Genomic DNA, 24,859 nt, shown 5'->3' with positions numbered 1-24,859 from the left:
GACAACGAACCAACGCCCCACCCCCCCACACGCGGCGGGTCTCCGTCTCTCAGGCCGAGGCCCGCCGCACCAGCGTGGTCGGCGTGATCACGGACGCCGGCGCCCGCGCCTCCGCGCTGTCCTTGTCGAGACCGCGCAGCAGCAGCCGCGCCATCAGCCGGCCCTGCCCCTCCACGTCCTGCCGGATCGTGGTCAGCGGCGGGTCGGTGTCCTCGGCGACGGACACCATGTCGTCGAAACCGACCAGCGCCACCTCGTCGGGCACCGAGATCCCGCGCTCGCGCAGCACCCGCAGTGCACCGGACGCCATCAGGTCGTTGGCCGCGAACACCGCGTCCAGGTCCGGGCGCCGGTCCAGCAGTTCACGCATCGCCCGCGCGCCGCTGTCCACCGTGAACTGGCCCTCGGTGATCAGGCCCGGGTCGGCGTCCAGCAGTACGTCACGGTAGCCGTCGAGCCGGTCCGTGGACGAGGTCTGGTCGCGCGGGCCCGCGATGTGCGCGATGCGCTCACGCCCGAGATCGCGCAGATACTGTACGGCTGCCCGCGCGCCGCCGCGGTTGTCGGCGTCCACGTACGGCACGCCCTGATCGCCGGGCGCCGACGTCCAGCTCGGCCGGCCCCCGTACACCGTCGGGGTCCCCGAGCGGCGGATGATGGCCGGCAGCGGGTCGTCGATGTGCAGCGAGAAGGCGAGGGCGCCGTCGACATGGCCGCCCGCCAGATAACGGGCGATCCGTCCGAAGTCACCGGGGCCTTCGAGCAGGAGCAGCACCAACTGGGTGTCTTGGGCGGTCAGTTCCTTGCTGATGCCGCGTATCTGCTGCGAGAAGAACGGGTCGGAGAAGATCCGGATCTCCGGCTCGGCGATGATCACGGCGACCGCGCCGGTCCGCCGGGTGACCAGTGTGCGGGCCGCGTGGTTGGGCACGTACCCCAGTTCCTCGACGGCCCTGAGCACCTTGTCGACCAGTGGCTGCCGCACCCCCGCACCACCGTTGACGACCCGGGACGCGGTGGCCCGTGAGACGCCGGCCCGCGCCGCGACGGCTTCCAGCGTGGGCCGGGACCCAGGTGACTGCTCGGGCAAGGCGGGCGCTCCTCGTCGGTGGCCGTGCGCGGGGCACGGCCCTGTTCCGGCCGGTGGACACATGCGTGTCCGAACGGGCCCGACGACGGTACGGGCGACCGTACGGGCCGCCGGACCGGTACAGGGTATCCGCTGCCCCCGCCCCCGAGAGAGCGCTCCCAGAGGATCGCGCACGCGCCCCAACAGGGACGGCGGCAGCGACACCGTCAACGACGGGGCGCGTCCGCGAACTTACGGCTGATCGTGGACAGCCCTCTGTCGCACCGCTGTTCACGGGAGTACGTTTCCGCCCCATGGAGATCCGTTCACGGGGCACACGTCCGTCGGACCGCCCCGCCGAGCATCGGAGACCGCACCTGATGTCGCACCTGATGACGTCCCGGATTCGCACCCTCGTCCTGTCGGTGGCGGCAGCCGCCCTCGTCGTCCCTCTCACCGCACTTCCCTCGTCGGCGAGCACCGTCGGCACCGCAGGCACCTCCGCCCCCGCTCCCGCCTCCGCCTCTGGCGCCACCAGCACCGCCGACACCCCGCCGCGTACCGGCTTCGAAGACAGCGACGGCGCCGAGTGGACCACCCTGGCGGGGGAGCAGGAATTCCTCGCCGCCGTCGACCGCGGCGGCGAAGGGGTGTCGGTCAGCACCATCGGCACCACCAAGCAGGGCCGCCCCCTCAACCTCGTGGAGCTGGGCAACAAGCGCTCGGCGACCAGCCTCCTGCTGATCTGCAGCCAGCACGGTGACGAGCCCTCGGGCCGTGAGGCCTGCCTCACCACCGTCCGCGACCTGGCCTATCCCGAGGACCGCGCGACGAAGCGCTTCCTGGACCGTACGAGCGTCCTGGTCGTCCCGACCGCCAACCCCGACGGCCGGGCCGCCGACACCCGGGGCAACTCGGACGGCGTCGACATCAACCGCGACCACATCGCGCTCAGGACGGCCGAGGGACGCGCGATGGCCGCTCTCACCCGTGACCGCCAACCCGATGTCATCTACGACCTGCACGAGTACGGGGCCACCCCGCCGTACTACGACAAGGACCTGTTCGACCTCTGGCCGCGCAATCTCAACACCTCCTCGCGGGTCCACGACGAGGCGCAGACCCTGTCGGAGGCGTACGTACGCCCGGCCGCCCGCGCCGGCGACCACACCATCGGCACGTACGGCATCTGGACCGACCCCGTCACCGGCGACCCGATCAAGCAGACCGCGGGCGACGGCCAGGAGCGGATCCTGCGTAACGCCTCCGGGGTCAAGCACTCCATCGGCCTGCTCATCGAGAGCCGCGTCGACCCCGGCTCCGAGGCCGAGGAGAACGATCCCGCGCTGAACCAGCGGCGCCGCGTCGACAGCCAACTCGACTCCCTCAAGGGCCTGTTCGACTACGCCGACAAACGCCGCGCCAAGATCGCCACCGCCACCGCCCTGTCCCGCGCCGCCGGACTGCTCGACCGGGGCCCGGTCTACCTCGGGGGTGCCGACAACGAGCCCGCGGCCCCCGAGGACACCCTCGACAACCCTCCCTGCGGCTACCGACTGGACGCCGCCCAGTACGCGGACGTGAAGGACGAACTGGCCTTGCACGGTGTGAAGGCCCTGCCCACGCGTGGTGACGCCGCCTTCGTACCGCTGCGTCAGTCCCAGCGCAACCTGATCCCGCTCCTTCTCGACTCACGCGCCACCTACCACCTCACCGTCGGACAACCCGTGGCGACTTGTTGATAGAAAGAGACTCACATCACATGTGAGAGGTCTTGTCCGGCGGATCCTCGTGGCCTAGGAGGATCCGCCGGGCCGGGCCCAAGGCGTAACGGAGCGCCGACGCATGCTCCGTGAAACCCCGAAAGGTGTTGCCCGTGCCGCAGGACGCCCAGAAACCGGGAGCCGAAGGAGGCCCGCCGCCGGTCACGCCGGCCGGGCCCGGTCACCCCCAGGACTCCCGACGTCCACGGACCGACCGGGTGGTGTTCGGTGTCACCGCCGTCCTCACACTCGCCTTCGTGGTCTGGGGCTCGGCCGCCACCGATTCCCTGGAGGACGTGTCGAGTTCCATGCTCTCCGGCCTCATCCACAACGGTGGCTGGGCCTTCGTCCTGGTGGCCTCGGGCTTCGTGGTCTTCGCCCTCTGGCTGGCGATCAGCCGCTACGGCAAGATCACGCTCGGTGAGGAGGGTGAGAAGCCCGAGTTCAGGACCGTCTCCTGGGTCGCCATGATGTTCAGCGCCGGCATGGGCATCGGCCTGATGTTCTTCGGCGTGAACGAACCGCTCACCTTCTTCACCGACCCGCCCCCCGGCACCCACCCCGCCGACGCGGCGGCGGCCACGGAAACCGCCATGGCCACCACCCTGTTCCACTGGACCCTGCACCCGTGGGCCATCTACGCCGTGGTCGGGCTCGCCATCGCCTACAGCACCTTCCGGCGCAAGCGGCGCCAGACGATCAGCGCGGTCTTCGTGCCGCTCATCGGCGAGAAGCACGCGTACGGCACCACCGGCCGTGTCATCGACATCCTCGCGATCTTCGCGACACTCTTCGGTTCGGCGGCCTCACTGGGCCTCGGCGCCCTCCAGATCGGCAGCGGGTTCACCGAGCTGAACTGGACGGACAGCGTCAGCACCCTCGTGCTCGTCACCATCATCGCCGTCCTGACCCTGGCGTTCGTGGCCTCGGCGGTCTCCGGTGTCGAGAAGGGCATCCAGTGGCTCTCCAACACCAACATGGTGCTGGCGCTGTTCCTCGCCGTGTTCGTGTTCGTCGCCGGTCCGACCGTCTTCATCCTCGACCTGCTGCCGACGTCGATCGCGGCCTACTTCAACGACCTGTGGCAGCTCGCGGGCCGCACCGAGGCCAGCAGCGGCCGGGGTGTCGCCGAATGGCTCGGAAGCTGGACGGTCTTCTACTGGGCCTGGTGGATCTCCTGGACGCCCTTCGTCGGCATGTTCATCGCCCGTATCAGCCGGGGCCGGACGATCCGTCAGTTCGTGGGCGGCGTCATCCTCGTACCGAGCACCGTCAGTCTGATCTGGTTCGCGATCTTCGGCGGATCGGCCATCCGGCTCCAGGAGGACAAGGGCCAACTGGCCAAGGAGGCGACGGCGGAAGGTCAGCTTTTCGCGCTGCTCAGGGACTTTCCGATCGCCACCGTCACGAGCCTGCTGGTGATAATCCTCGTCGGCATCTTCTTCGTCTCCGGCGCCGACGCCGCGTCCATCGTGATGGGCACGCTCTCCCAGCACGGCCACTTCGAGCCCGGCAAGTACGTGATCGTCTTCTGGGGTGTGCTGACCGGCGCCGTCGCCGCGGTGATACTGCTCGTCGGCAACGGCGGAGGCGACGCGTTGCAGGGCCTCCAGAACATGACGATCCTGGTGGCCGCGCCCTTCGCGCTCGTCATGATCGGCATGTGCGTGGCGCTCCTGCGCGACCTGCGCCACGACCCGCTGATCATCCGCGGCGAGCGGTGCGTCGAAGTCGTCGAGTCGGCGGTCATCGCCGGCCATGAGCAGTACGACGGCGACTTCGAGATCCGGATCGGTCCCACGCCCGACGAGCCGAACGGAAGCACCCCGGACACGACACCGCGCTGAGCCTCACGCGCGTACGCGAGGCCGCCCGGCCCCGGCCGGTTCACCCCGCCAGCCGGGCGGCCTCCTCCGCGCAGCCCCAGGCCACGGTGACGCCCGCGCCGCCGTGGCCGTAGTTGTGCACCAGCCTTGCCCCGCCCGGCAGTTGGACGGCCTCGACCCGCGCCCGGGGCCGCGCGGGACGCAGCCCCACCCGGTGCGCGAGGACCCGGGCGCCCCGCAGCTCCGGACGCAGCGCGGCGCACCGCGCGACGATGGCCGCGGCGGTCTCCGGGTCGGGCCGCGTGTCCCACGCGTGCTCGTCGGCGGTCCCGCCGAGGACCAGACCGTACGGCTGCGGGAACAGGTACGTCGTACGGGCCGCGCCCCTGCCCCCGCCCGCCTTCCCGCCCGCCGACACGAACCACTCCTCGATCCCCGGGTTCTCGACCACCACGAGCTGCCCGCGCACCGGGAACACCGACGCGTCGGGCACCAGCTCGCGGGCGCCGAGCCCCGAGCAGTTGACCACGACGGGCGCCTCGGCCGCCGCCTCCCCGAAGCCGCCGACCGTACGCCGCTCCACGCTCCCGCCGGCGGCGCGCAGCCGCCCCTCCAGGTACCGCAGATGCGCCGGCATGTCGATCAGCGGCAGCCTGCCGCGCAACGCCTGACCGCACCCGTCGGGCAACTCCCCGGCCTGCGCCTCCCGCAGCTCGGGCAGCTCCCGCGCCCAACTCCCCAGGCCCACGAGCGGGGTGTCGCTCATCAGCCCGGCCACCACGCGTACACCCGTCGCCGCCGGATCGCGCGCCAGCGCCACGTACTCACGCAGCGACCGCAGCGACCACGGGCCGACCAGCTCGGCGGGCTCTATCCGATACGGCCAGAACAGCGCGCCCGCCACCGCCGACGTGGTCCGGTCGGCCGGCTCCCGCGCCCACACGCGCACCCGCCGCCCCCGCTCGGCGAGCACGACGGCGCTCGTCAGCCCGATGACGCCGCCACCGATCACGATCACCGTGTCGCTCATGCGGGGGACGGTAGCCGAGACGGATCCGGCCCGTGGCCGCGGGTGTGGTCAACGAGGCCGGACGGCCCGGTGCGCCCTGGCAGCCTCTCAGCCTAATTCGGTGGACAGCCCGGTGGCCGAGGAGCGACCCTCGATCCAACCCGACGATGGCCCCGGCGAGCCGCGAATCGCCGTACGACGTGAACGTGAACGTGAACCTGAACGTGAACCACTTGAGTCCCGCACCCCTTGGGCCGGCCGCCTCGCGCCGATGACCGCGATCCGCCCCCGTACCCCCGGGGAACTGCGCCGCAGCCGCCGACCACGTGCCCACTCCTGCTGGGACCACCTCTACGCGGCGCCGCTGTGGCCCCTGCACGGGGTCAATCTCGGCACCCTCGCCCGCACCTGCGACGCGGTCGGCGCGTGCCTCACCGTCCCGCGTTTCCCCTGGGTCCCGGAAGCACTGGCGCGCGGCAACACCCTGCGCAGACCCGTGTGCGTCCACTGGACGGGCGATCCGCTCGGCTGGCTCGCCAAGCAGCGCGCGGGCGGCGCGCGCATCGTCGGGGTCGAACTCGCCGACGAGGCGGTACGCCTGGCGGACCTGCCCGCCGCCCGGCAGCGCACGGTGATGGTCCTCGGCCATGAGCAGCAAGGCATCCCGCCCGAAGCACTCGACCTGCTGGACACCTGCGTGGAGATCCCCATGATCGGCACCGGCGCCAGCCTCAACGTCGCGGTGGCAGGCAGCCTGGCCCTCTACAGACTGGCCGGCCTCCTGTGACCACCGACACACACTTTCCACGCCCTAGAATCGACGGTCTGATGACTGCCACTCTCGTCGCCAAGAATCTCGCCGCAGGACACGGTGACCGCTCACTCTTCACCGGGCTCGACCTCGTCGTCGCGCCCGGCGACGTGATCGGGCTCGTCGGGGTCAACGGAGCCGGGAAGTCGACCCTGCTGCGGCTGCTCGCCGGGCTCGACACGCCCGAGGACGGGGCGCTGAACCTGTCCCCGCCCACCGCCACCGTCGGCCACCTCCCGCAGGAGCCCGAGCGCCACCCCGGTGAATCCGTACGGGACTTCCTCGCCCGGCGTACGGGCGTCACCGACGCCCAGGCCACCCTCGACGCCGCCACCCAGGCACTGGTCGACGGCGCGCCCGGCGCCGACGACGCGTACGCCGTCGGCCTGGAGCGCTGGCTCGGGCTCGGCGGCGCCGACCTGGACGAGCGCGCCGAGGAAGTGGCCGCGTCCCTCGGCCTGACCGTCGGCCTCGACCAGCCGATGACCGCGCTCTCCGGCGGCGAGGCCGCCCGCGCCGGCCTCGCGTCCCTGCTGCTCTCCCGTTACGACGTCTTCCTCCTGGACGAGCCCACGAACGACCTCGATCTCGACGGTCTCGAACGTCTCGAGTCCTTCGTCACGGGCCTGCGCCCCGGCACCGTCCTCGTCAGCCACGACCGCGAATTCCTCACCCGCACCGTCACCAAGGTCCTCGAACTCGATCTGGCCCAGCAGCAGGTCAATCTCTTCGGCGGCGGTTACGCGGCGTACCTCGAGGAACGCGAACGGGCCCGGCAGCACGCCCGCGAGGAGTACGACGAGTACGCCGACAAGCGCTCGGCCCTCCAGGGCCGGGCCCAGACGCAGCGCTCCTGGATGGACAAGGGCGTCAAGAACGCGCGCCGCAAGGCCACGGACAACGACAAGATCGGCCGTAAGTTCCGCTCCGAGTCCACCGAGAAGCAGGCGGCGAAGGCCCGCCAGACCCAGCGTCTGATCGAACGGCTGGACGCGGAGGCCGTGGACGAGCCCCGCAAGGAGTGGGAGCTGAAGATGGAGATCGCGGCGGCCCCGCGCTCCGGGTCGGTCGTCGCGACGCTGAACGGGGCCGAAGTCCGGCGCGGCGACTTCCACTTCGGGCCCGCCTCGCTCCAGATCGACTGGGCGGACCGGGTCGCCATCACCGGCGCCAACGGCGCGGGCAAGTCCACCCTGCTCGCGCTCCTGCTCGGCAGGCTGGCACCCGACGCGGGAGCGGCCTCGCTCGGCTCGGGCGTGGTGGTCGGCGAGGTCGATCAGGCCCGCGCGCTGTTCCACGGTACGGAGCGACTGCTCGACGCGTTCTGCGCGGCCGTACCGGACACGGAGCCGGCCGAAGTCCGCACGCTGCTGGCCAAGTTCGGCCTCAAGGCCGCGCACGTACTGCGCCCGGCGACGACGCTCTCCCCGGGCGAACGCACCCGCGCGGCCCTCGCCCTCCTCCAGGGCCGGGGCGTGAACCTGCTGGTCCTGGACGAGCCGACGAACCATCTCGACCTGGCGGCGATCGAGCAGTTGGAGTCGGCGCTCGACAGTTACGAGGGCACGCTGCTGCTGGTCACGCACGACCGCCGGATGCTGGAGTCCGTCGGGACGAGCCGCCGCATCGAGATCGCGGCGGGCAAGGTGACGGAGGTCTGAGACCGCCGCCGGGCCGGGGTTCGTCCTCGATCGCCGGACGGGCTCGACCGGCTCGTCCGGCCCGTCCGGCGATCAGGGGACAACCTGTCCCGCTCAGGGGTTCAGCGGCTCAGCCGCCCAGCCCGGCCCTGCGCAGCGCGTCGGCCATCGCGCTGTTCGTGGGCGCGGGCTTGGCCGACTTCGCGGGCGCCTGCCGCTTCGCGCCGCCGCGATCACCGCCCCGGTCACCGCCGCCCGACCCGCGCTGCCTGCCGCCACCGCCACCGCGCCGCTGCTGCGGCGCGCGCTCGTCGCCCCCGCCGCCACCGCCGGCAGACGACTCGGCCTCGTCGTCCAGCCGCAGCGTCAGCGAGATCCGCTTGCGCGGGATGTCGACCTCCCGCACCTTCACCCTCACCACGTCGCCCGGCTTCACCACGTCGCGCGGGTCCTTCACGAACGTCTTCGACATCGCCGACACATGCACCAGACCGTCCTGATGCACACCGACGTCCACGAACGCCCCGAACGCCGCCACGTTCGTGACCACGCCCTCCAGCACCATCCCGGCCGTCAGATCGCCGATCTTCTCTACACCGTCCTTGAACGTCGCCGTCTTGAAGGCCGGCCGCGGGTCCCGCCCCGGCTTCTCCAGCTCGCGCAGGATGTCGCTGACCGTCGGCAGCCCGAACGCGTCGCTGACGAAGTCGGCGGGCCGCAGCGAGCGCAGCGCCCCCGCGTTGCCCATCAGCGTCGCGACCTCGCTGCCCGTCGTCTTCACCATCGCGCGGACCACCGGATACGCCTCCGGGTGGACGGACGACGCGTCCAGCGGATCGTCACCGCCGCGGATCCGCAGGAAGCCCGCGCACTGCTCGTACGCCTTCGGTCCCAGCCGCGCCACGTCCTTCAGCGCACGCCGTGAGCGGAACGGCCCGTTGGAGTCGCGGTGGGCGACGATGCTCGCGGCGAGACCGGTGCCGATGCCGGACACCCGTGAAAGCAGCGGCGCGGACGCGGTGTTGACGTCGACACCGACGCCGTTCACACAGTCCTCCACGACCGCGTCGAGCGAGCGCGAGAGCTTCACCTCGGACAGGTCGTGCTGATACTGGCCGACACCGATGGACTTGGGGTCGATCTTGACCAGCTCGGCGAGCGGGTCCTGAAGGCGCCGGGCGATCGAGACGGCGCCGCGGATCGACACGTCGAGGTCGGGCAGCTCCTGGGAGGCGAACGCGGAGGCGGAGTACACGGAGGCGCCCGCCTCCGAGACCATCACCTTCGTGAGCTTCAACTCCGGGTGCTTGGCGATCAGCTCGGCCGCCAGCTTGTCCGTCTCGCGCGACGCCGTGCCGTTGCCGATGGCGATCAGGTCGACGGAGTGCTCGGCGCAGAGCCGCTCGAGCTTCGCCAGCGACTCGTCCCACTTGTTCGCCGGGACATGCGGATAGATCGTGTCGATGCCGACGACCTTGCCCGTCGCGTCGACCACGGCGACCTTGACGCCCGTACGGAAGCCCGGGTCGAGCCCGAGCGTGGCACGGGTGCCCGCAGGCGCGGCCAGCAGCAGATCGCGCAGGTTCGACGCGAAGACCCGTACCGCCTCGTCCTCGGCGGCGGTGCGCAGCCGCAGGCGCACATCGATACCGAGATGCACGAGGATCCGGGTGCGCCAGGCCCAACGGACCGTGTCGCCGAGCCACTTGTCGCCGGGCCGGCCGCGATCGGCGACACCGAAGCGGCGGGCGACCATGTTCTCGTACGTACTGGGACCCGGCCGCTCGGCGTCCGACTCGGACTCCGGCTCCAGGCTGAGGTCCAGGACCTCTTCCTTCTCGCCCCGGAACAGCGCGAGCATGCGGTGCGAGGGAAGCGCGGTGAACGCCTCCGCGAAGTCGAAGTAGTCCGCGAACTTGGCGGCCGGCCCCTCCGTCGCGTTGCCCTTGCCCTCGCGGACCTTCGCCGTGAGCCGGCCGCGCGTCCACATGCGCTCCCTCAGCTCACCGATCAGGTCTGCGTCCTCGGAGAAGCGCTCGGTGAGGATGGCACGGGCGCCGTCCAGCGCGGCCGTGGCGTCCGCGACACCCTTGTCGGTGTCCACGAACGCCGCCGCTGCGGTGAGGGGGTCCACCGACGGATTGCCGAGCAGCCCCTCGGCGAGCGGTTCGAGCCCGGCCTCGCGGGCGATCTGCGCCTTCGTACGCCGCTTGGGCTTGAACGGCAGATAGATGTCCTCGAGCCGCGACTTGGTGTCGGCGGCCCGGATCTGCGCCTCCAGGGCCTCGTCCAGCTTGCCCTGTTCGCGTACGGACTGAAGGATCGCGGTCCGGCGCTCCTCGAGTTCACGCAGGTAGCGCAGCCGCTCCTCGAGCGTGCGCAGTTGCGCGTCGTCAAGCGTCTCGGTCGCTTCCTTGCGGTAGCGAGCGATGAACGGCACGGTCGATCCGCCGTCCAGCAGCTCGACGGCCGCCTTCACCTGCCGCTCGCGTACGCCGAGTTCCTCGGCGATCCTGCCTTCGATGGACGTCGTCACGTTCTCCCCGACTCGGCTCTCGTGCTGGCTGTGCTTGTGCCTGCATTGTGCCGGGTGGCCGGGTGCCGTGTCGCGCGCCCTCTCGATCGGAGAGGTTGTGGCGTTGCGTCGCGGCGTTGCGTCGTGGCGTTGTGCCGTGGTGTCACGTCGTGGTGTGACGTACGCCGTGGCGCGACGCCTTCGCGAGCGTCAGTCCTTCCCGAGGAGATCGTGGGGGAACGCCCCGGCACCGACCGCGGCCATCAGGAATCCCTGCCCCAGCTCGGTCAGCCGCTCCACCCCGGCGGCGCCCAGATGCTCGTACGGCGCGCTGTCGAGCCGGTCCGTGTGCTCCTCCAGCTCGGCGCGCAGCGCGGTCCCCGCCTCGGTCAACTCGCCCGCGCCGTCCAGCAGTCCGCGCTCGCGCAGCCGTCCGGCGGCGGCGTCCAGGTCCGTACGGTGCCAGCCCCGGGTGGCGAGCACCCAGCGCGGGGACATGCCCTTGCCGGTCGCCGTGTGGCTGACGAGTGCTTCGACCGGGTCGAGCCCGGCGGACAGCAGCGCGGCGACATGGCCGTCGCCGCGGTGTTCGCGCAGCAGTGTCGCCGCGTGCCAGTAGGCCAGATGCGGCTGCTCGGGCACCGGCAGGTCGGCGTGCGCGGCGTAGAGCGGCCGGGCGTGCCGGGTGCACGCCTCGGTGGCGCGCAGGGCGAGCCGGGCCGCCTCCGCCATCTCGTCGGACGCGACGGCCTCCTTGCCGAGGACGCGCCGCAGGGTGGAGTCGACGGCGCGCAGCCGGGCGTCGAGCACGGTGCCGGGGGAGGCGACGCGCCAGACGGCGGGGATGTGCCGGGCGACGAGTTCGTAGCTGAAGTTGTAGAAGGCGGCGGCGATCACACCGGGTCCGACCTCGCCCATCGCGGCGCCGCGCCCGGCGAAATACGCGGCCCTCGGATCGTCGACGCCGACCCCGGCGAACTCCTTGTCGAGGTCCGGGGAGAAGTAGACCGTCGAGTGGAGCGGATTGACGGCGTTGTGACAGCGGCGTCCGGCGCGCGGGGCGAGAGTGGTCATGCCCGTACGTTACCGACTGGTCGGTACGCCCGGAAGTCCGGGGACCCAAGGGACCAAGAGGCTCCCGCCCCGGTGGTGAACCGCCCGCGGCCTCAGCCGCCGACCGTCCACTCGAAGCGCGGCGTCCTGCGCTCCAGGAACGCCGCCACCCCCTCCGCGCGATCCCCGCTGCCGCGCGACTGCTCGTCCCAGTACGCGTCCCGGTCCTCGCGGCCCGTCGCGTACTCCTTCGCCGCCGCCTGCGTCAGTCGCGAGCGGGCGGCCAGCACCCGGGTGAACTCGCCCACCCGCCTGCCCAGTTGGCCGACGGCGTGCACCTCGTCCACGAGTCCGGTCCGCAGTGCCCGCTCGGTGTCGATCAACTCCCCGGAGAACAGCAGGTACTTGGCGGTCGACGGGCCGACCAGCGCGACCAGCCGCCGGGTGGACGACGAGCGGTAGACGACGCCGAGCTTCGCCGGCGTGATCCCGAACCGCGCACCCTCCTCCGCGAACCGCAGATCGCAGGCGACCGCCAACTGGGCGCCGCCGCCCACGCAGTAGCCGCGTACGGCCGCCAGCGTCGGCTTGGGGAAGGCGGCCAGCGCGTCCTCGGCCCGCACGCTCAGATCCTGTATCGCGTCACCGGGCTCGCGCAGCGCCCCGATGTCGGCACCCGCGCTGAACGAGTCACCGGCGCCGGTGAGCACCAGGGCACGTACCGCGGGATCCGTCGCCAGCCGCGCCAGCAGCTCGGGCAGCGCCCGCCACATGTCCGGCGTCAGCGCGTTGCGCTTGGCGGGACGCGTGATGGTCACGGTGGCGATCCCGTCGGCCACGGCGACGGCCAGTTGCGGCGGCTGGGTCTCGGTCGGCTCGGGCTCCATGTGCCGGATGGTATCCGGGCAGGACGTAGCGGTGATCGTGAAGCCGCCGGAAAACAAGAGGGCAGGAAAGCGCCACAGTCGGTCAACTGTCTGACGTAGCCGAACGTATTCGGACACAATCCATCGATAGGCGCTGACTTCTGTTCAGTAAGGCGGTCCGTCCGGCTCTGTTACCAAGACTCGAGATCCAAGAACAGCGCGCTCGAGCGCTGCGGAACCGAGGGTGGGTGCGCGGTGGTGGAGAGCCTCGGGAGTATTCCGGCGAGACCGTACGACGGGGTCTGGAGGTTCACGGCCCCCTCGGTCGAGATCTCCGTGCCGCACGCGCGGCACGCCGTACGTGACCTGCTGGACCGGCAGGGCGCCCCGATCTCCGAGGAGACCGTCCAGGGACTGCTGTTGATCGTCTCGGAGCTGGTGACCAATGCCGTACGGCACGCGGCCCTGCTGTCGCCCGAGGTCGCGGTGGAGGTCGCCATCGCCGCCGACTGGATCCGGGTCTCGGTGGAGGACAACCATCCGTACCGGCCGAAGGCGCTGGAGCGGGACTACGGGCAGACCGGCGGGCGCGGTCTGCTGCTCGTACGGGAGATCACCCTGGAGGCGGGCGGCGCCTGCGACGTGGAGCACACGGCGAGCGGCGGGAAGATCATCTGGGCGGTGCTCCCGCTGACGCCCGACGCCGTGGCGATGCCGGCCCAGGAAAATCGACAGCCTCCCGCGCTCCCGGTGCTTCCCGGAGACCCGGTGATCCATGAGGCACGGGAAGCACGGGAAGCACGAGAGGCACGGGAAGCAGGAGAGGCGCGAGAGGCAAGGGAAGCGCGGGAGAGCGCTACCAGCCCCCGTCCGGCCCCGTGAGCTCCTTGACCGCCGGGCGCGCCGCGTCCAGCACGGTCATGAACCACGCGGAGAACGGCGCCGACCGGTGCCGCTCGTCCAGCTCCGCCGGCGTGACGAACGCCGTGTCGCCGATCTCCGCCGAGTCCGGCCGCAGCGCCGTCCGCGCCAGCCCCACGAAGAGGTGGTTGTACTCCTGCTCGACCAGCCCGGACGCCGGGTCCGGGTGGTTGTAACGGACCGTGCCCGCCTCGGCGAGCAGCGTGGGCGAGATGCCGAGTTCTTCGTACGTACGGCGCGCGGCGGCGGCGAACGGCGCCTCACCCGGATACGGGTGCCCGCAGCAGGTGTTCGACCAGACACCGGGGGAGTGGTACTTGCCGAGCGCGCGGCGCTGGATCAGCAGCCTGCCCTGCTGGTCGAAGAGGAACACGGAGAACGCCCGGTGCAACTGCCCCGGTGCCTGATGCGCCGCGAGCTTCTCCGCCGTGCCGATGGTGTTGCCGTCCTCGTCGACCAGCTCCAGCAAGATCGATTCTTGTACGCCGTTCGGCGAGCTGCTCGCCGCAGTGACAGGTGTGGTCGGCATAGCCATCCTTCGCTTCGGTCCTCGGCCCCCAGTCTGCCGTACGAGAGCGTGTTGTCCGCACTTCCGTGAAACGGGCATGTCCGCCCCCGCGATGTGCTCGCGGGGGCGGACATGGATGTGTCGCGTCCGGTGTGCCGCCCTGGTTCCAGGGCGCGTCCATTACGCCACCGGCGGTCCGTCCGGACGCAGGACGTAGCCGGTGTAGCCGTACTCCGTGCCGTGCTCGCGGCGCATCGCGATCTCCGCGCGGGTCACGGCCAGCGCCCGCCCCATGCCGGGCTCCCGCGGGTCGGCCGAGTCGGCCCGGTCACCGAGCGGCGCGTAGTACTCGTCCCAGTCGCTCTCCGGCTGCCGGTACACCTCCAGCACGGTGTAACCGGCGGCGACGGCCGCGGCCGTGTTCTCCTCGGTCGTACGCAGCGTGTACTGCTCGTCCCAGAAGGCACGCGCCTCGGGGCTCGGGTCGGCCGTCGTCCACTCGCACTCGGTGACGACCAGGGCGCCGCCGGGTGCGAGCAGCCGCCGCCAACGGGCCAGGCCGTTGGCGAAGCCGATGCCGTAGATCGAGCTCTCCGCCCAGACCAGGTCGAACGACCCGTCCGGGTAGGGCAGTTCGGCCATGTCGGCCGCTTCCGTACTGATCAGCCGGGTCAGCCCGCGGGCCGCGGCGCTCTGCCGCAGCTCCTCGAGGAACGGCTCGTGCAGATCGACGGCGGTCACCCGCGCGCCGGCCTCGGCGGCCAGCAGCAGTGCCGCCCGGCCGGGGCCGCAGCCCAGGTCGAGCGCGCGCGGACCGGACGGCAGCGGTCCGGTGAAGGACAGCAGTCGCCGGGTGGTGGCGTCGGAGCCGGGACCCTGCCGGGGCAGACCGTGGTGCAGGGCGAAGAAGGCGGCGTACAGCTCCGCCTCGGCCGCCGCGTCCGCGCCGGGGGTGTTCTGTGTGTCTGTCGTGTGTGCGTCGTTGTCGGACAACGTGAGCAACCCTTGTGTGAAGGGGCTCCGGCCGACGCGGGACCGGTGTGGTGCGACCGGTCAGCCGGTAGCCCGGGAGTCGAGGAAGGACCGTGTGCCGCGCATGGCGACCTCCACTGCGACGGTCATCAACCTCAGCTCCTTTCACGACGGGGGGAGACACCGATGTCTCCGGCTCTGACCTTACAGGGGCCTCGTGGGCGGTCCCACCGCAGGACCGCCAACGCCCGCCCCCGAACCGGCCCCGAACCGGCTCCGCCCCCTCAGTGGCAGAGATTCGCCTCGTGCTCGGCGTGCCCCACCGGCTCCAGTTGGAACGTGCAGTGCTCGACATCGAAGTGGCTGCCGAGACAGCCCTGGAGATCGTGGAGCATCTTCTCGTGCCCGACGCTGTTGAGCACCGACTGGCTCACCACCACATGCGCCGAGAGCACCGGCATGCCCGAGGTGATCGTCCAGGCGTGCAGATCGTGTACGTCCTCCACGCCGGGGAGCGCCACCATGTGCGCCCTGACCTCCGCCATGTCCACGCCCTTGGGCGCGGCCTCCAGCAGTACGTTCAGCGTCTCGCGCAGCAGTTTCACCGTCCTCGGGACGATCATCAGGCCGATCACCAGGGACGCGATCGGGTCGGCGGCCTGCCAGCCGGTGGTCAGGATGACCGTCGCCGAGACCAGGACGGCGACCGAGCCGAGTGTGTCGGCCAGCACCTCCAGATACGCCCCGCGCACATTCAGGCTCTCCTTCTGCCCGCGCACCAGCAGGGAGAGCGAGATCAGATTGGCGACCATGCCGACGGCCGCGAAGATGATCGTGAGCCCGCCGTCGGTGTCGGCGGGGGTGATGAAGCGCTCGACCGCCTCGAAGAGCAGGAAGCCGCCGACACCGAGCAGCAGCAGACAGTTGGCGAGCGCGGCCAGGATCTCGGCGCGGGCGAGGCCGAACGTACGGTTGCCCGCAGCCGGCCGGTTGGCGAAGTGGACGGCGAGCAGCGCCAGGGCGAGACCGACCGCGTCCGTCGCCATGTGCGCGGCGTCGGCGATCAGGGCCAGGGAGTCGGACGCGATGCCGCCGGCGATCTCCATGACCATCACCGACAGGGTGATCCCCAACGCGATCCGCAGCCGCCCCTTGTAGGCGGCGGTCGCGGTCCCCGGCGGCGGCGCGCCGCCGTGTGTGTGCCCGTGATCGTGCCCATCCCCCATGAGGTTGCCTCCCGGTCGGTTCGATCGTGCCGATGCGGCCAGTGAACTACGGGTGGGGGGTATCGGGCAACACGGGACTGAACACCGTTGTCATTCCCTCTGACCTGCGGGAATGCCCGCAGGTCAGCGGAGTGCCAAGATCTTTTACGGGTCAGCCGGCGGGCAGCTCGGGATGGCGCAGCCGCCATCCCTCCCACGCCGATTCGACCATCTCGCGTACGGTGCGCCGCGCTGTCCAGCCCAGCTCGTCGGTGATCGACTCGACCGACGCGACGGCCTTCGCGGCGTCACCCGGCCGGCGCGGCTCGACCACCGGGTCGGTCGTGTCACCGGTGATCTCGGCGACCAGATCCGCGAGTTCACGCACCGAGACACCTTCGCCGCGCCCGATGTTGTACGTCAGATCCCCGGGCACCTCCCGCGCCGCCAGTCGCCGGGCGACCGCGAGATGGGCGTCGGCGAGATCCGCGACATGGATGTAGTCCCGTACACAGGTGCCGTCCGGTGTCGGATAGTCCGCGCCGAAGATCCGCATCGGCTCACCGCGGGTGACGCGGTCGAAGAACATCGGGATGATGTTGTAGACCCCGGTGTCCGCCAACTCGGGCCGCGCCGCCCCCGCCACGTTGAAGTAGCGCAGACACGCGGTCGACAGCGAGTGGGCCCGGCCCGTGGCGCGTACCAGCCATTCGCCCGTGAGCTTCGTCTCGCCGTACGGATTGATCGGCACGGCCGGGGTCCGCTCCGTGATCAGGTCCACATCGGGTACGCCGTACACGGCCGCCGACGACGAGAACAGGAACCGCTCGACCCCGGCGGCGACCACGGCCTCCAGCAGCACGGTCAGCCCGTGCACGTTCTCCCGGTAGTAGGCGAGGGGCTGTTCGACCGATTCACCGACCTGCTTCTTCGCGGCGAGATGCACCACACCGCTCACCGCGTGCTCGGCCAGCGCCCGGTCGACCACCTCCCGGTCGAGCAACGAGCCGCGCACCAGCGGGATTTCGGCGGGCAGCCGGTCGGCGACCCCGGACGAGACATTGTCGAGGACGACGACCCGCTCACCCGCCCCGGCCATGGACAGCGCCACATGCGCCCCGATGTACCCCGCTCCACCTGTGATCAGCCAAGTCATGCCGTCACCTTAGGGCCTGTCCTCGAGCCCGCCGCCGGGCCGCCGCTCTGTCGTACGGTTACCGGACGTTCACCTGCCGGTCGTGGCTTCGACGGCGCAGACCGTGCGGAGTCGGATATGTCTTACGGGACCCGTACGGGTCCCTGACGGCCACGGTTTGTGAGGCGGGGCACCGATCGACAATGATGATCTCCCGGCGGGTCGCAATTGGCCCGGCTCATGGCGTCCGGGGCGTGAACGGGCAGTGAACGCAGGTTTCCGTTCATCCGATAGCCTCTGCCGACGTGCCGCCGACCCGGATGCCGGGCAGAGCCGCCGCGCGTCCGCCCTGTCAGTGTCAAGGAGTGAATTCGTCTGTCGACCGCCATCCTTACCGGCACCCCGGTACCCGGATCGCCGCTCGAAGGCGATCTGCGGTCGCTGGGATTCGAGGTGCGCACCGCGCCCGACGCGGCCACCGCGCTGAGCCTGCTCGGCTCGGCGCCCGCCGCCGACCGCGTCGCCCTCGTCGATCAGCGCTTCGTCGGTCATCTCCACGCGCTACGGCTCGCGTTGACCGATCCCCGCTTCCCGGCGGCGGCCGTCACCGGCGCGCTGACCGCGCGACCCGAAGCACGTGCCGCGCTGTCCGTGGCGCTGGCCGCCGTGACGCACGGCACAGCCCCCGACCGTACCGACGCGACCGCGACCGCCGACGCCCCCGCCGTACGTACCGGTGGCACCGGCCTCGTCACCGAGGCCGACCAGCCGGTCACCCATACCGCGCCCGTCATACACACCGCGCCCGCGACCGTCGAACTCCCGCTCGCCGACCGGGTCGCCGCCGCCCTCGAAGCCGACGGCACCGTCGTCCAGCACCCCGAACTCGGCTCGCTCGTCGCCGCCGTCCCGCACACCCCGGCCGACCGTACCCAGGCGCTCGCCGCCGTCGCCGCCGTGGACGACGAGGCCGTACGGCTGCGCTCCGCCGTCAAGGCCCGCGACGGCTTCTTCACGACCTTCTGCATCAGCCCCTACTCCCGCTACCTCGCCCGCTGGTGCGCCCGGCGCGGACTGACCCCCAACCAGGTCACCACCGCGTCCCTGTTCACCGCCCTGATCGCGGCGGGCTGCGCGGCCACCGGCACCCGCGGCGGCTATGTCGCCGCCGGACTGCTGCTGCTGTTCTCCTTCGTGCTCGACTGCACCGACGGACAGCTCGCCCGCTACTCGCTCCAGTACTCCACGATGGGCGCCTGGCTCGACGCGACCTTCGACCGGGCCAAGGAGTACGCGTACTACGCCGGTCTCGCCCTCGGCGCGGCCCGCGGCGGCGACGACGTATGGGCCCTGGCGCTCGCCGCGATGGTCCTTCAGTCCGTACGCCACTTCGTGGACTTCTCCTTCAACGAGGCCAACGCCGACAGCACCGCCGCCACCGTCAACGGCAAGGCCGTCGTCGGCACCCCCACCACCGCGCTCTCCAGCAGGCTCGACAGCGTCGGCTGGACCGTCTGGGTGCGCCGGATGATCGTCCTGCCGATCGGCGAGCGCTGGGCGATGATCGCCGTCCTCACCGCCCTGACCACCCCCCGGATCGTCTTCTACGCGCTCCTCGCCGGCTGCGCCTTCGCCGCCTGCTACACCACCGCCGGCCGCGTCCTGCGCTCGGTGACCCGCAAGGCCGTGCGTACCGACCGGGCGGCCCAGGCGCTCGCCGACCTCGCCGACTCGGGACCGCTCGCCGAGCTGGTCGCCCGCGTGGCCGGCCGCCCGGCCCGCGCGCTGCCCGGCGTACTGCCCCTGCTGATCGCCTTCGCGGGCGGTGCCACGGTCGTCTCCGTAGCCGCCTTCGGCCCGCTCGAGAGCCCCGTGCTCGTCCTCGGCGCCCTGGTGTACGTCGTGACCTCCGGCATCGCCGTCGCCCACCGCATGGGCGGCCCGCTCGACTGGCTCGTCCCGGCGGTCTTCCGGGCCACGGAGTACAGCACCATCCTGGTCCTCGCCGCCCGCGCGGATGTCCCCGGCGCCCTGCCCGCCGCGTTCGGGCTGGTCGCGGCGGTCGCCTACCACCACTACGACACGGTGTACCGCATCCGTGGCGGCGCCGGAGCCCCGCCCCGCGCCCTGGTCCGGTCGCTCGGCGGACACGAGGGCCGCACGCTGCTCGTCGCCGTACTCGCCGCCTTCTCCACGGCCGAATCCGGCCTTTCCCTGGGACTGACGCTGCTCGCCGTCGTCGTCGCCGTCATCGCGCTCATGGAGTCCATCCAGTTCTGGGTGTCCTCCGGAGCCCCCGCCGTACATGACGAAGGAGAAACCGCATGATCGGCCTCGTACTGGCAGCCGGTGCCGGAAGGCGCCTGCGCCCCTACACCGACACGCTCCCCAAGGCCCTCGTGCCCGTGGACGGCGACACGACCGTCCTGGACCTGACGCTCGGCAACTTCGCCGAGATCGGGCTCACCGAGGCCGCGATCGTCGTCGGCTACCGCAAGGAGGCCGTGTACGAGCGCAAGGCGGCCCTGGAGGCGAAGTACGGGCTCACCCTCACGCTCGTCGACAACGACAAGGCCGAGGAGTGGAACAACGCCTACTCCCTGTGGTGCGCCCGCGATGTCATCGAGCGCGGTGTGATCCTCGCCAACGGCGACACCGTCCACCCCGTCTCCGTCGAGCGCACCCTGCTCGCCGCGCGCGGCGAGGGCCGGAAGATCATCCTCGCGCTGGACGCGGTGAAGAACCTCGCCGACGAGGAGATGAAGGTCATCACCGAACCGGGCAAGGGCGTGCGCCGCATCACGAAGCTGATGGACCCCGCCACCGCCACCGGCGAGTACATCGGCGTCACCCTCATCGAGCCCGAGGCCGCCGGTGAACTCGCCGACGCCCTGAGGACCACCTTCGAGCGCGACCCCGACCTCTACTACGAGGACGGCTACCAGGAACTCGTGAACGCAGGCTTCACCATCGACGTCGCCCCCATCGGCGACGTCCCCTGGGTGGAGATCGACAACCACGACGACCTCGCGAAGGGCCGTGTCATCGCGTGCCAGTACTGACCCGACTCATCCCGTCCCCGGTCGTCGTGGACATCGCCCGCGGCGCCCTGGACGATCTCGCCGGCCTCCTCGCCGACCAGCGGATCTCCGCGTCCGGCAAGCTCGCGATCGCGATCAGCGGCGGCTCGGGGCAGGCGCTGCGCGAGAAACTGTCGCCGGTGCTGCCCGGCGCCGCCTGGTTCCTGGTCGCCGACGGCACCATCGACTGCGCGGTCAAGCTCGCCGACGACATAAAGGGCAAGCGGTACGACGCGGTCGTCGGGCTCGGCGGTGGCAAGATCATCGATGTCGCGAAGTACGCGGCGGCCCGCGTGGGCCTGCCGATGGTGGCCGTCGCCACCAATCTCTCGCACGACGGCATCTGCTCGCCGATCGCCACCCTGGACAACGACAACGGCCGTGGCTCGTACGGAGTCCCGACCCCCATCGCCATCGTCGTCGACCTCGATGTCATCCGCGATGCCCCCGTCCGTTTCGTACGCGCCGGCATTGGCGACGCGCTGTCCAACATCTCCGCCATCGCCGACTGGGAACTGTCCCACGCGATCACCGGGGAGCCGGTGGACGGCCTGGCCGCCGCCATGGGCCGTACCGCCGGTGAGGCCGTCCTGCGTCACCCCGGCACCGCCGGCGACGACGAGTTCCTGACCGTCCTGGCCGAGGCGCTCGTCCTCACCGGTATCGCCATGTCGATCAGCGGCGACTCCCGTCCCTCCTCCGGCGCCTGCCACGAGATCAGCCACGCCTTCGACCTGCTCTACCCCAAGCGGGCGGCGAGCCATGGCGAGCAGGTCGGCATCGGCGCCGCCTTCGCGATGCATCTGCGCGGCGCCCACGCACAGTCCCAGCTCATCGCCGAAGTGCTGCGCCGGCACGGACTGCCCGTGCTGCCGACGGAGATCGGTTTCAGCCTGGACGAGTTCGTCCGGGCCGTGGATTACGCACCGCAGACCCGTCCGGGACGCTTCACGATCCTGGAGCACCTCAACCTGTCCCCGGACCAGATCAAGGACGCCTACGCCGACTATGCAAAAGCCATCGGTAGCTGAACTACGCCCGGTCGTTCACCCCCCAGGTGTCAAGGACCGGCGCAGCGGCGAGCACTGGGGGGGCCGGCTCTACATGCGCGAGGTCTCCCTGCGCATCGACCGGCACCTGGTGAACACCCGGATCACGCCCAACCAGGTGACCTATGTGATGACCGCCGCGGCCGTCCTCGCCCTCCCCGCCCTCCTGGTGCCCGGCATCCTGGGCGCGGTGCTCGGCGTGGTGATGGTCCAGCTCTATCTGCTGCTGGACTGCGTCGACGGTGAGATCGCCCGCTGGAAGAAGCAGTACTCGATGACCGGGGTCTACATGGACCGGGTCGCCGCCTATCTGTGCGACGCCGCCGTCCTGGTCGGCTTCGGGCTGCGCGCCGCCGACCTGTGGGGTTCCGGGCGGATCGACTGGCTCTGGGCCTTCCTCGGCACCCTGGCCGCCCTCGGCGCCATCCTGATCAAGGCCGAGACCGACCTCGTCGGTGTCGCCCGCCACCAGCAGGGCCTGCCGCCGGTCAAGGAGACGGCGTCCGAGCCGCGCTCGTCCGGTATGGCGCTGGCCCGCCGGGCCGCCGGGGCGCTGAAGTTCCACCGCCTCATCCTCGGTATCGAGGCGTCCCTGCTGATCCTTCTCCTGGCGATCCTGGACACGGTCCGCGACGATCTGTTCTTCTCCCGGCTCGGCGTCGCCGTACTGGCCGGTATCGCCGTCGTGCAGACGCTGCTGCACCTCGTGTCGATCCTCGCCTCCAGCAGGCTGAGGTGAGTGACATGCGGCTCGGTGCGGTGATCATCACCATGGGCAACCGCCCTGACGACCTCCGGGCCCTCATCGACTCCGTCGCCAAGCAGGACGGCGACCCGATCGACGTCGTCGTCGTGGGCAACGGCGCCCCGGTCGGGGAGGTGCCCGAGGGCGTACGGACCGTGGAACTGCCCGAGAACCTTGGCATCCCCGGCGGCCGTAACGTCGGCATCGAGGCGTTCGGCCCCTCCGGCGGCGACGTGGACGCGCTGCTGTTCCTCGACGACGACGGGCTGCTGCCCGGCACCGACACCGCCGAGCTGGTCCGCGCGGCGTTCGCCGCCGACCCGGTCCTCGGCATCGTCAGCTTCCGGATCGCCGACCCCGAGACCGGCCTCACCCAGCGCCGCCACGTCCCGCGGCTGCGCGCCTCCGACCCGCTGCGCTCGTCGCGCGTGACGACGTTCCTGGGCGGCGCCAACGCCGTCCGTACGAAGGTCATCGCCGAGGTCGGCGCCCTGCCCGGCGACTTCTTCTACGCCCACGAGGAGACCGACCTCGCCTGGCGGGCGCTGGACGCCGGCTGGATGATCGACTACCGCGCGGACATGGTGCTGTTCCACCCCACGATGCCGCCGTCACGGCACGCGGTCTACCACCGCATGGTGGCCCGCAACCGCGTCTGGCTCGCGCGCCGCAATCTGCCCGCCCCCGTCGTGCCCGTCTATCTCGGCGTCTGGATCCTGCTCACCCTGGCCCGGCGCCCCACCGTCCCGGCGCTCAAGGCATGGTTCGGCGGTTTCCGGGAAGGCTGGTCGACTCCGTGCGGTCCCCGCAGGCCCATGAAGTGGCGTACGGTGTGGCGGCTGACCCGACTGGGCCGACCGCCTGTCATCTGACAGGCTCGGTTCTGAGAGCATCAGGGTTAACTTTCGGGTCCTGGCCGTCCACGCCTGTGCCCGACCGGCCGCGCATCTTGAACACGAAAGTTTCAACTTGTGAGTGAGACAACCCATGACGGCGCGATCGCCATGAGCGCCCCGCCGTCTCCCGACGACGGTCTGTCCTCGACCGAACTGGCCGCCAAGTACGGCCTGTCGGTGAGCGGTGCCCGTCCGGGACTGGCCGAGTACATCCGCAAGCTGTGGGGCCGGCGCCATTTCATCTTCGCCTTCTCCCAGGCGAAGCTCACGGCCCAGTACAGCCAGGCGAAACTCGGCCAGCTCTGGCAGGTGGCGACCCCGCTGCTCAATGCCTTCGTCTACTTCCTGATCTTCGGCCTGATCCTGAACGCCGGCCGGGGCATGGAGATCCGCGTCTACATCCCGTTCCTGGTGACGGGCGTGTTCGTGTTCGCCTTCACCCAGACGTCCGTGATGGCGGGCGTGAAGTCGATCTCGGGCAATCTCGGGCTGGTACGCGCCCTGCACTTCCCCCGCGCCTCCCTCCCCATCTCCTTCGCCCTCCAGCAGCTCCAGCAGCTCATGTTCTCGATGATCGTGCTGCTGCTCGTGGTGGTCGGCTTCGGCAGCTACCCGTCCCTGTCCTGGCTGCTGGTGCTGCCCGTCCTGGCGCTCCAGTTCGTCTTCAACACCGGCCTGGCGCTGATCATGGCGCGGCTGGGCAGCAAGACGCCCGACCTCGCCCAGCTCATGCCGTTCATCATGCGCACCTGGATGTACGCGTCCGGCGTGATGTTCTCCATCCCGCTGATGCTCGCCGACAAGCCGAACGTGCCGAGCTGGGTCGTGGACGTACTCCAGTACAACCCCGCCGCCATCTACATGGACCTCATCCGCTTCGCGCTGATCGACGCCTACGGCTCATCGAACCTGCCCCAGCACGTGTGGGCCGCGGGTCTCGCCTGGTCGCTGCTCGTCGGCATCGCGGGCTTTGTGTACTTCTGGAAGGCTGAGGAACGATACGGCCGTGGCTGACCTCGACAAGCAAGGGCGCGTCCCCACCGTCATCGCCGACGACGTGCACATCGTGTACCGAGTCAACGGCGGCGGCGGTGGCAAGGGCAGCGCGACCGCGGCACTGAGCCGCATACTCAGGCGCGAGAAGGGCGAATCGCGCGGAGTCCGTAAGGTGCACGCCGTCAGGGGGGTCAGCTTCACCTCCTACCGAGGCGAGGCGATCGGCCTGATCGGCACCAACGGCTCCGGGAAGTCGACCCTGCTGCGCGCCATCGCGGGGCTGCTGCCCACGGAGCACGGCAAGGTGTTCACCGACGGCCAGCCCTCGCTGCTCGGTGTCAACGCCGCGCTGATGAACGATCTCACCGGCGAGCGCAACGTCATCCTCGGTGGTCTGGCCATGGGTATGACGCGCGAGCAGGTACGGGAGCGCTACCAGTCCATCGTCGACTTCTCCGGGATAAACGAGAAGGGCGACTTCATCACCCTGCCGATGCGCACGTATTCCTCCGGTATGGCCGCCCGGCTCCGCTTCTCCATCGCGGCGGCCAAGGATCACGACGTCCTCATGATCGACGAGGCGCTGGCCACCGGTGACCGCAAATTCCAGATCCGCTCCGAGGCGCGGATCCGCGAGCTGCGCAAGGAAGCGGGCACGGTCTTCCTGGTCAGCCACAGCAACAAGTCGATCAGGGACACCTGTGACCGGGTGCTGTGGCTGGAGAAGGGCGAGCTGCTGATGGACGGCCCGACGGACGAGGTGCTGAAGGCGTACGAGAAGGAGACCGGCAAGTAGCCGT

General features: G+C 70.9%; 19 protein-coding genes and 2 pseudogenes. 12 read left to right on the top strand and 9 right to left on the bottom strand.

Going from position 1 to position 24,859, the window contains the following annotated elements:
- Positions 1-49 precede the first annotated feature (49 nt).
- A complete protein-coding gene (locus OG329_RS05050) occupies positions 50-1,090 on the bottom strand; it encodes a LacI family DNA-binding transcriptional regulator (RefSeq protein WP_405793107.1) in 1,041 nt (346 codons plus the stop codon).
- 371 nt (positions 1,091-1,461) lie between these two features.
- On the opposite strand from OG329_RS05050, the gene OG329_RS05045 reads away from it, so the two are divergent.
- Complete coding sequence (locus tag OG329_RS05045) at positions 1,462-2,811, top strand: M14 family metallocarboxypeptidase (RefSeq protein WP_405793106.1); 1,350 nt, start codon at positions 1,462-1,464, stop codon at positions 2,809-2,811.
- Positions 2,812-2,945: 134 nt separating this feature from the next.
- On the top strand, positions 2,946-4,679 hold the full coding sequence (locus OG329_RS05040) for a BCCT family transporter (protein ID WP_405793105.1): 1,734 nt from the start codon (positions 2,946-2,948) through the stop codon (positions 4,677-4,679).
- A 40-nt stretch (positions 4,680-4,719) separates the two neighbouring features.
- Here the strand turns inward: OG329_RS05040 and OG329_RS05035 are convergent, their stop codons facing one another.
- Positions 4,720-5,688 (bottom strand): FAD-dependent oxidoreductase, encoded by a 969-nt coding sequence (locus tag OG329_RS05035; protein WP_405793104.1) that lies wholly within the window; start codon positions 5,686-5,688, stop codon positions 4,720-4,722.
- A 250-nt stretch (positions 5,689-5,938) separates the two neighbouring features.
- Here OG329_RS05035 and OG329_RS05030 point away from each other — a divergent pair, with 250 nt between their 5' ends.
- On the top strand, positions 5,939-6,454 hold the full coding sequence (locus OG329_RS05030; RefSeq protein ID WP_405793103.1) for a TrmH family RNA methyltransferase: 516 nt from the start codon (positions 5,939-5,941) through the stop codon (positions 6,452-6,454).
- A gap of 41 nt (positions 6,455-6,495) precedes the next feature.
- The gene (locus OG329_RS05025; RefSeq protein WP_405793102.1) at positions 6,496-8,139 is read left to right on the top strand and encodes an ABC-F family ATP-binding cassette domain-containing protein; all 1,644 of its coding nucleotides are present in this window, start codon (positions 6,496-6,498) and stop codon (positions 8,137-8,139) included.
- Positions 8,140-8,248: 109 nt separating this feature from the next.
- Here OG329_RS05025 and OG329_RS05020 read toward each other — a convergent pair whose 3' ends face one another.
- The 3 genes from OG329_RS05020 to OG329_RS05010 all read right to left on the bottom strand — a co-directional run bounded on the left by OG329_RS05020 (position 8,249) and on the right by OG329_RS05010 (position 12,573).
- Complete coding sequence (locus OG329_RS05020) at positions 8,249-10,654, bottom strand: Tex family protein (RefSeq protein ID WP_405793101.1); 2,406 nt, start codon at positions 10,652-10,654, stop codon at positions 8,249-8,251.
- A 189-nt stretch (positions 10,655-10,843) separates the two neighbouring features.
- Positions 10,844-11,707 (bottom strand): SCO6745 family protein, encoded by an 864-nt coding sequence (locus OG329_RS05015; protein ID WP_405793100.1) that lies wholly within the window; start codon positions 11,705-11,707, stop codon positions 10,844-10,846.
- Positions 11,708-11,799: 92 nt separating this feature from the next.
- Positions 11,800-12,573 (bottom strand): enoyl-CoA hydratase/isomerase family protein, encoded by a 774-nt coding sequence (locus tag OG329_RS05010; RefSeq protein WP_405793099.1) that lies wholly within the window; start codon positions 12,571-12,573, stop codon positions 11,800-11,802.
- Positions 12,574-12,810: 237 nt separating this feature from the next.
- Here OG329_RS05010 and OG329_RS05005 point away from each other — a divergent pair.
- Positions 12,811-13,251, top strand: a pseudogene (locus tag OG329_RS05005) (ATP-binding protein); the annotation flags it as partial.
- Between the two features lie 157 nt (positions 13,252-13,408).
- On the opposite strand, the gene idi reads toward OG329_RS05005, so the two are convergent.
- From idi to galE, 4 genes and pseudogenes are all read right to left on the bottom strand, one after another.
- Positions 13,409-14,002, bottom strand: a complete 594-nt coding sequence (gene idi, locus OG329_RS05000) for an isopentenyl-diphosphate Delta-isomerase (RefSeq protein ID WP_405793098.1) — start codon at positions 14,000-14,002, stop codon at positions 13,409-13,411.
- 171 nt (positions 14,003-14,173) lie between these two features.
- Positions 14,174-14,902: pseudogene (locus OG329_RS04995) on the bottom strand (class I SAM-dependent methyltransferase); the annotation flags it as partial.
- Between the two features lie 335 nt (positions 14,903-15,237).
- Positions 15,238-16,179 (bottom strand): cation diffusion facilitator family transporter, encoded by a 942-nt coding sequence (locus tag OG329_RS04990; protein WP_405793097.1) that lies wholly within the window; start codon positions 16,177-16,179, stop codon positions 15,238-15,240.
- A 151-nt stretch (positions 16,180-16,330) separates the two neighbouring features.
- Positions 16,331-17,314, bottom strand: coding sequence for a UDP-glucose 4-epimerase GalE (gene galE / locus OG329_RS04985; RefSeq protein WP_405793096.1), 984 nt, complete (start codon positions 17,312-17,314; stop codon positions 16,331-16,333).
- A gap of 354 nt (positions 17,315-17,668) precedes the next feature.
- Between galE and OG329_RS04980 the strand changes: the two genes are divergently transcribed.
- From OG329_RS04980 to OG329_RS04950, 7 genes are all read left to right on the top strand, one after another.
- Positions 17,669-19,621 carry a DUF5941 domain-containing protein gene (locus OG329_RS04980; RefSeq protein WP_405801653.1) on the top strand — a complete coding sequence of 651 codons (1,953 nt, stop codon included), beginning with the start codon at positions 17,669-17,671 and terminating at the stop codon, positions 19,619-19,621.
- Positions 19,618-20,355 (top strand): sugar phosphate nucleotidyltransferase, encoded by a 738-nt coding sequence (locus OG329_RS04975; protein ID WP_405793095.1) that lies wholly within the window; start codon positions 19,618-19,620, stop codon positions 20,353-20,355. Before OG329_RS04980 ends, OG329_RS04975 begins: the two co-directional genes overlap by 4 nt.
- The gene (locus OG329_RS04970) at positions 20,343-21,404 is read left to right on the top strand and encodes an iron-containing alcohol dehydrogenase family protein (RefSeq protein WP_405793094.1); all 1,062 of its coding nucleotides are present in this window, start codon (positions 20,343-20,345) and stop codon (positions 21,402-21,404) included. The genes OG329_RS04975 and OG329_RS04970 overlap by 13 nt, the downstream gene beginning before the upstream one ends.
- Positions 21,382-22,161 (top strand): CDP-alcohol phosphatidyltransferase family protein, encoded by a 780-nt coding sequence (locus OG329_RS04965; protein ID WP_405793093.1) that lies wholly within the window; start codon positions 21,382-21,384, stop codon positions 22,159-22,161. Before OG329_RS04970 ends, OG329_RS04965 begins: the two co-directional genes overlap by 23 nt.
- A gap of 5 nt (positions 22,162-22,166) precedes the next feature.
- The gene (locus OG329_RS04960) at positions 22,167-23,039 is read left to right on the top strand and encodes a glycosyltransferase family 2 protein (protein ID WP_405793092.1); all 873 of its coding nucleotides are present in this window, start codon (positions 22,167-22,169) and stop codon (positions 23,037-23,039) included.
- A 99-nt stretch (positions 23,040-23,138) separates the two neighbouring features.
- Positions 23,139-24,077, top strand: coding sequence for an ABC transporter permease (locus tag OG329_RS04955; RefSeq protein ID WP_405793091.1), 939 nt, complete (start codon positions 23,139-23,141; stop codon positions 24,075-24,077).
- Entirely contained in the window at positions 24,070-24,855 is a 786-nt protein-coding gene (locus OG329_RS04950) for an ABC transporter ATP-binding protein (protein WP_405793090.1), read from the top strand. The genes OG329_RS04955 and OG329_RS04950 overlap by 8 nt, the downstream gene beginning before the upstream one ends.
- The last annotated feature ends 4 nt before the right edge of the window (positions 24,856-24,859 follow it).

Origin of the sequence: Streptomyces sp. NBC_01506 (assembly GCF_045040295.1) — a bacterium.
GTDB lineage: Bacteria > Actinomycetota > Actinomycetes > Streptomycetales > Streptomycetaceae > Streptomyces.
This window is presented reverse-complemented; position numbering and strand designations above follow the sequence as displayed.

Bases quoted from the DNA above. Each gene is read 5' to 3' on its own strand.
- OG329_RS04965 (WP_405793093.1), top strand. From the start codon at position 21,382: ATGCAAAAGCCATCGGTAGCTGAACTACGCCCGGTCGTTCACCCCCCA.
- OG329_RS04975 (WP_405793095.1), top strand. From the start codon at position 19,618: ATGATCGGCCTCGTACTGGCAGCCGGTGCCGGAAGGCGCCTGCGCCCC.
- idi (WP_405793098.1), bottom strand. From the start codon at position 14,002: ATGCCGACCACACCTGTCACTGCGGCGAGCAGCTCGCCGAACGGCGTA.
- OG329_RS05010 (WP_405793099.1), bottom strand. From the start codon at position 12,573: ATGGAGCCCGAGCCGACCGAGACCCAGCCGCCGCAACTGGCCGTCGCC.
- OG329_RS05030 (WP_405793103.1), top strand. From the start codon at position 5,939: ATGACCGCGATCCGCCCCCGTACCCCCGGGGAACTGCGCCGCAGCCGC.
- OG329_RS05035 (WP_405793104.1), bottom strand. From the start codon at position 5,688: ATGAGCGACACGGTGATCGTGATCGGTGGCGGCGTCATCGGGCTGACG.
- OG329_RS05015 (WP_405793100.1), bottom strand. From the start codon at position 11,707: ATGACCACTCTCGCCCCGCGCGCCGGACGCCGCTGTCACAACGCCGTC.
- OG329_RS05025 (WP_405793102.1), top strand. From the start codon at position 6,496: ATGACTGCCACTCTCGTCGCCAAGAATCTCGCCGCAGGACACGGTGAC.
- galE (WP_405793096.1), bottom strand. From the start codon at position 17,314: ATGACTTGGCTGATCACAGGTGGAGCGGGGTACATCGGGGCGCATGTG.
- OG329_RS05045 (WP_405793106.1), top strand. From the start codon at position 1,462: ATGACGTCCCGGATTCGCACCCTCGTCCTGTCGGTGGCGGCAGCCGCC.
- OG329_RS04990 (WP_405793097.1), bottom strand. From the start codon at position 16,179: ATGGGGGATGGGCACGATCACGGGCACACACACGGCGGCGCGCCGCCG.
- OG329_RS04960 (WP_405793092.1), top strand. From the start codon at position 22,167: ATGCGGCTCGGTGCGGTGATCATCACCATGGGCAACCGCCCTGACGAC.